Origin of the sequence: Microcystis sp. M049S2 (assembly GCF_020245625.1) — a bacterium.
Taxonomy (GTDB): Bacteria; Cyanobacteriota; Cyanobacteriia; order Cyanobacteriales; family Microcystaceae; genus Microcystis; species Microcystis ichthyoblabe_A.
Genome location: NZ_JADBUN010000030.1, coordinates 1 through 5,991, shown reverse-complemented (window position 1 = coordinate 5,991; position 5,991 = coordinate 1). Strand labels below are relative to the sequence as shown.

At 43.8% G+C, this 5,991-nt stretch carries 3 protein-coding genes and 2 pseudogenes; 2 read left to right on the top strand and 3 right to left on the bottom strand.

The window, feature by feature from the left end; genetic code table 11:
- Positions 1-24: 24 nt before the first annotated feature.
- A pseudogene (locus IM496_RS02495) lies at positions 25-183 on the bottom strand (transposase family protein); the annotation flags it as partial.
- A 98-nt stretch (positions 184-281) separates the two neighbouring features.
- On the bottom strand, positions 282-1,298 hold the full coding sequence (gene pdxA, locus IM496_RS02490; RefSeq protein WP_194016970.1) for a 4-hydroxythreonine-4-phosphate dehydrogenase PdxA: 1,017 nt from the start codon (positions 1,296-1,298) through the stop codon (positions 282-284).
- Positions 1,299-1,489: 191 nt separating this feature from the next.
- Between pdxA and corA the strand changes: the two genes are divergently transcribed.
- Entirely contained in the window at positions 1,490-2,647 is a 1,158-nt protein-coding gene (gene corA / locus IM496_RS02485) for a magnesium/cobalt transporter CorA (protein ID WP_104395276.1), read from the top strand.
- Between the two features lie 203 nt (positions 2,648-2,850).
- On the opposite strand, the gene IM496_RS02480 is transcribed toward corA, so the two are convergent.
- Positions 2,851-4,503 (bottom strand): CHAT domain-containing protein, encoded by a 1,653-nt coding sequence (locus IM496_RS02480; RefSeq protein ID WP_287661147.1) that lies wholly within the window; start codon positions 4,501-4,503, stop codon positions 2,851-2,853.
- Between the two features lie 244 nt (positions 4,504-4,747).
- Between IM496_RS02480 and IM496_RS02475 the strand changes: the two are divergent.
- Positions 4,748-5,991: pseudogene (locus tag IM496_RS02475) on the top strand (IS4 family transposase); the annotation flags it as partial.

Below are 5,991 nucleotides of genomic sequence, written 5' to 3'. Positions count from 1 at the left end.
ACCCTTCGACTTGGCTCAGGGCAAGTTATTTTTAGCAAACTCTCCTAGCTCTCTATAACCTGAGTATCCTAGCATTGTTCCCAGTATTATTACTACTAATACTATCCATAAAGGGTGTCTTTTTCCTTTATCTTTCCGAAAGTCCTTGAGTTGTTTCAGTTTTTCTATTAAGATGATAAACATATATTTAAAAAGTTGGCGGTCACTTCTCATTTTACAAAGACAGTGATCGCTTTTACTTTTGATATTCTGATGGCAGAATGAAACAGCCCTACCAACAGCTAAAACCCATCTATACGGCGCTGCTGACACAATTCGATCGCTAATTGGATCGCCGCTTGCATACTCTGGGGTCTAGCGATGCCAAGACCGGCGATATCAAAAGCCGTCCCGTGGTCTGGAGAGGTGCGAACAAAAGGTAAACCGATGGTAGTATTAACAGCACAGTCAAAAGCCATTAATTTTACGGGAATTAGACCCTGATCGTGGTATAATGCCAGATATGCGTCGGCGGGTTGCCCTGCACCGCTAAACCAAGCGCGTCCGGGTTCCACCCAAAGGGTATCGGGGGGGACAAGGCCGATTAATTGGGTTTGCGGGTATTGCTGCCCCATTGACTGCAACCAAGGCTGTAACCAGTCCTTTTCTTCCCTTCCCAGTTTTCCCGCTTCGCCACTGTGGGGATTAAGGCCAGATATGGCGATTTTTGGGCGATCGATGCCGAAATCTAGCTTTAAAGACTCGATCAATAGGTCTAGTTTTCGGGTCATCAGATCGGGGTTCAGGGCATCGGGAACTTCTCGCAGGGGGATGTGGGTAGTGGCGAGGAGAGTGCGTAAGTTATAGCCGGTGTGAGGGGATTTAGCGACGAATAGCATCCCATAACGGTTAATTCCCGCCATAGTAGCTAAAACCTCCGTTTGACCGGGGAAATCATAACCGGCCAACTGCCAACAGGATTTAGCAATCGGACCGGTGACAATACCGTCAAATTCGCCCTTGAGGGTACGTTTTATGGCTTCTTGCAGGTAAAGAAAGCTAATTTCACCACTGTGGGCATCCCCACGCCCACAAACGATTTTTTCTTGATTGTAGGGCAAATCGATCAGAGAAAAGCGATCGAGAAGATGGGGATCGTGATAGGCTTTTTCGAGAAGCGTTCTTGTCCCGATTAGAGTAATCTGACAAATAGACGAGATTGGGGAATCGGCGATCGCTTTTAACACCACTTCAGGACCGATTCCAGCGGGATCACCGACGGGGATAACTAGACGGGGAATAAAAGAGGCGGATTCCATAAATTTTGGCCGTCAATATTGCTAATTCTCCCGATTAATCTCATCGTTGACAATTATCAGGAGGGAATAAATCAGTAAACAATTTTCAGTTTACTGTAATCTCATGGCGATAGATAGTAACTTTAGGCAAATTAAATTTTTTAACTTTTCTGTTTTCTTATTGCCCAAACTAGCCAGATTGTTGTAAGCTTATGACCCAACTACACCCGGATATATTCGTTAACAACCGTCCCGATACCGATGGAGACGAGGAAGAAGACTACTTCGATTATTTTTATGATGAACCGGGTAGTGAACCGGGGACATTAATTATCGAACCGGATGCCAAACCCTCGCGGATTATTTTAATCGACTACGATGAAGATAATGCCATTCGTAAGGTGGATATTACCCCCAATGCTTGCGCCCCCTATATTGGCACAAATACCGTGTCTTGGATGGATATTCAAGGGTTAGGGAGTGAGACAGTTTTAAAACAAGTAGGGGAAATTTTTAATCTGCATCCTTTGTTATTAGAAGATGTGGTTAATGTGCCGCAGCGTCCCAAGTTAGAGGACTATAACAATCAATTGTTAGTGATTTCTCAGATGGTGCGACTGAAAGAAGATGAAAGCGGTTTTGATACAGAACAGGTGAGTTTTGTCTTGGGAAAACGCTATCTTTTGAGTTTTCAAGAGGAGGAATTACAGGACTGTTTTGAGATAGTCAGAGATCGAATTCGCACTTCCCAGGGACGAGTAAGAAAATCGGGGGCGGATTATTTAACCTATTTATTATTAGACACGATTATTGATGGTTATTTTCCCGTGGTAGAACACTACGAAGATCGGATTGAGGCTTTGGAAGATATGATAATTAGTAATCCCGATCGAGATACCATGCAGGAAATCTATGATGTTCGTCGGGAATTATTGGCACTGCGTCGCTTAATTTGGCCAATGCGAAATGTCCTACATTTACTGATGCGTGACCATCATGGTATAGTCAGCGATGAGGTACAAATTTATTTTCGGGATTCCTACGACCACGTCATTCAAATTCTGGAAATTATCGAAGCTTATCGAGAATTAGCGGCGAGTTTGATGGATGTTTATATGTCCACTATGGGCAATAAATTAAACGAAATTATGAAGTTTTTAACCGTAATTTCGACGATTTTTATTCCCTTAACTTTTATCGTTGGTGTTTATGGCATGAACTTTGAGAATATGCCAGAATTAAAGGGAGAATGGAGTTATTTCATTGTTTGGTTAATCATGTTAGCCGTAGCGGGGGGCTTGATTTTTTACTTCTGGCGCAAAGGTTGGTTTAAACCAATTTATTCCCTGAAAGAGGAAGCAAAAAGTTAGATAGGGTTTGCGGCAAAAAGTTTGTTGTTGGGGTTAGGAGTCAGGAGACAGCTTTTGGGGTTTTGGGGTTTTAGGGTTTTAGTTCAATTTCCCCACTTCCCCACCTCCCCAATTCATAATTCCCAATTCATAATTCCCACACCCCCATCATCCCATCACCCCACACCCCACACCCGACGACAAATTTTTTCAGCCAACCCTAATTATTCCACCACAAATGCGAGGATTTGGCCTTGGTGACTGCCGAAGCGAATCTGTAAACCGGACTCTAGTGGAACTTCTTGGTTATGTACCTGTTTCCAGTGGCCATCTTGGTAGATAAAAGTACCAAAACGGGAGAAATCTTCGAGAAAGTATTGATAGTCTGGATAATCGGCATTTTTACGGCAAATTATCCGACAATGGTTTTTACTAACCGATTTTTCAGCGATCTGTAGATCATTTTCCATGTCCCGTCCTATATTCATGGCACCACCACGGATTGACCATTTTCTTTCGGGACGATCGAGACAGTATAAGAAAGCGGCGGGCATGGTTCCGGAGATATTGGGCATAACCGTCGGTGATTGAGTCTCATCAAGGGTTTGCAGCAATTGCCCGTCGAATTCCGGGTGCATATAGAGAATCGGCAAAGTCCAAGCGGGCTGATTGTACTTGTAGAGGGTTAATAACTGCTGCCTGGCGATGCGAACGGCCTGATCGATAGGGACTCTCGGACCGGGAAACAACTTGGACATCTGCGCTTCTTTGTCTTTGAACCCGAGGAGGCTGCGGGTAAAAACCTCGATAAAACTCAAGGCCTCGCGATCTGCGATCGCATCTCGCATGGCCAAAACTGCGGGAACGCCATGGTGAATCAAGACTTCCGCCAGACTGCTGCGGGGAATCATCTCCTGACCGGATTTAGCGGGATAAGCACCCCAACAGGCATTAAAAACCGTTAAAATAACCTGATTTCTCACCAAAGCTTGGGCTAACTCCGTCCCGTTTAGCTGTTCCCCCGTCCGCAGAAATAGGGAACCGCCATTGGGGGCGGTCATTCCGTGACCAGCGTAGAAAAAAGCTTTATATTTACCCGTATCCAAGGCCTCGGTCAGTTCTTTCGCCCCCGGTCGAATTAGGGTATCGACTTTGATTTTCACTCCCAAATTCTCAGGGGGGGAACCACTGGGGGAGATGGCCCGGATAAGATTGGCGGCTTCGGATTCCAGTGCCTGGTCGGGATTAGTTTCTCCACCGGTATTAATGGCGGTGAGGTTGAGGGAACTAGCGGCGGTTTTAATCTGTTTTTCGCCGATAACTAAGAGAATATTGAGACTATTACTCGTTTTTATCGGTGGTAGTGGTTCCACATCGCTGGTGGTCCGGCTAAAGAGTATATTCGGATGCAGAGATATGGCCTGTTTACCTGCTTGCTGCATAATTTCCCAGGGCAGCAGAATTAAATAGGGGTTGCGACATTCCAAGCGAATTCGCAGGGGCTGATTTTTGCCGAGGGCGATTCCCTGACTTTGGGCAAAACTTTGACTAATTGATGCTTGAAATAACCATTGCCAGAGACTAATACCTAGTTTCTGCATCAATTGACCGCCATAACTGCCGCCTTCTCCCGAAAGAGTCAGTTTAGGTCGAGAATTTCCCTCTAATTGCTCTAACATGGGCAAGGTCGGCATTTTTTCCAGACAGAACATTTCCTGCCATGCCATCCATTCCGTGGTTAGACTCTCGGTCCATTCACAGTCATGATGCACATATCCCCCCGGTAGGGGTGCTTTCGTCACCCAACGGGCGAAATTATTACTCGTGGCTAAACTAGAGATCGCTAAGTTTAGACTAGGGATGGCATCATCGGTCATTGTAGTTATTTAGAAGTCTATAGAATGTTATTCTAGAGGATTTCTGAAAGGTAAGGAAGAGTATTAAGTAGCTGGTTATAATTAAATCAAAAATAGATTTTAGGTTCGATCCCCCCTGCCCCCCTTGATAAGCTATCCATTAGTCGGATCTTTCTTAACAAAAAGAGAAGAAACTTAAAAAAAGGGGAAACGATTGATAGGTATAGTTTTGAAAGAAGGAATTAAGGTGGAGGTAAGCAAAAAAATGGAGAAATGGGCAGCCCAAGAATTACAGTATGCAGACCTAGGGGACACCAGAAGAAAGAAAAGGTTAATCAGTATCGTAGAAAACTTGACCAGCCAACCTAGTACAAGTGTGCCACAAGCTTCGGGAAATCTAGCCGCAGCGAGTGCCACCTACGACTTTTGGAATTCCCCCTATTTTCACCCGTCAGATATAATTGCCGCCCAAGCCAAAAGTACAGTAGAAAGAATCAAAGAACATCCAATAGTTTTGGCAGTGCAAGACACAACAAGTTTAGACTTTACGACGCAAAAAGCCAAAAAAGGAATGGGTTATCTAGATTATAAAAAATCCTTTGGTCTCAAAGTTCATACCACATTAGGAGTGTCAGCGCAAGGAATACCTTTAGGACTGATTAATCAATATGTCTGGGCAAGAGAAGAAAAGAATTTAGGGATTGCCAAGGAAAGAAAAAAAAGAGAAACCGAAGAAAAATAAAGTCAAAGATGGTTAGATTCTTTATCAGAAACACAACAACAAATACCCGAAGATATTCAAGTAGTAACAATCGGAGATTGTGAGGCAGACATATTTGATTTATTTGCCCAATCAAGAAGTCCTAACTCTCATTTATTAATCCGAGGAACTCATAACCGAAAAGTTAACTATCTCGAAGACAAGCAAAGGTCAGGGCATCCAGAGCCTAAATATTTACATCAATCCATCAGAGAAGTTAAAGCCTGTGGTAGCCTAGATGTGCAAGTAAAACGCAATCCTAATCACGAGGCTAGACTAGCTAAACTAACAGTTAGATTTGCCAGTTTTGAAATACAAGTACCTAAGCATCACTCGAAAGCGAACCCTCGTCAACCGGTCAAATTACAGGTAATTTTAGCTGAAGAAGAAAATCCGCATACCGGGGTTAATCCTATCAGTTGGCTCCTCTTAACTAGCCTAGACATTAGTAGCTTTGAATCAGCGATAACCTGTGTGCGCTGGTATAGTTATCGCTGGTTGATAGAACGCTATCATTTTGTTTTAAAAAGTGGTTGTGGATTAGAAAAACTGCAATTAGAAACGGGTAGGAGAATTGAGATGGCCTTAGCTACCTACTCAATTGTAGCTTGGAGATTACTTTGGTTAACCTATCAAGCACGCTTACACGGAGAGGAGAGTTGTGAAAGTTTTTTGGAAGAACATGAATGGCAATCTTTGTGTGCCACTATTCATAAAAAGAGTCCGCCACCTGAAAAGCCGCCCTCCTT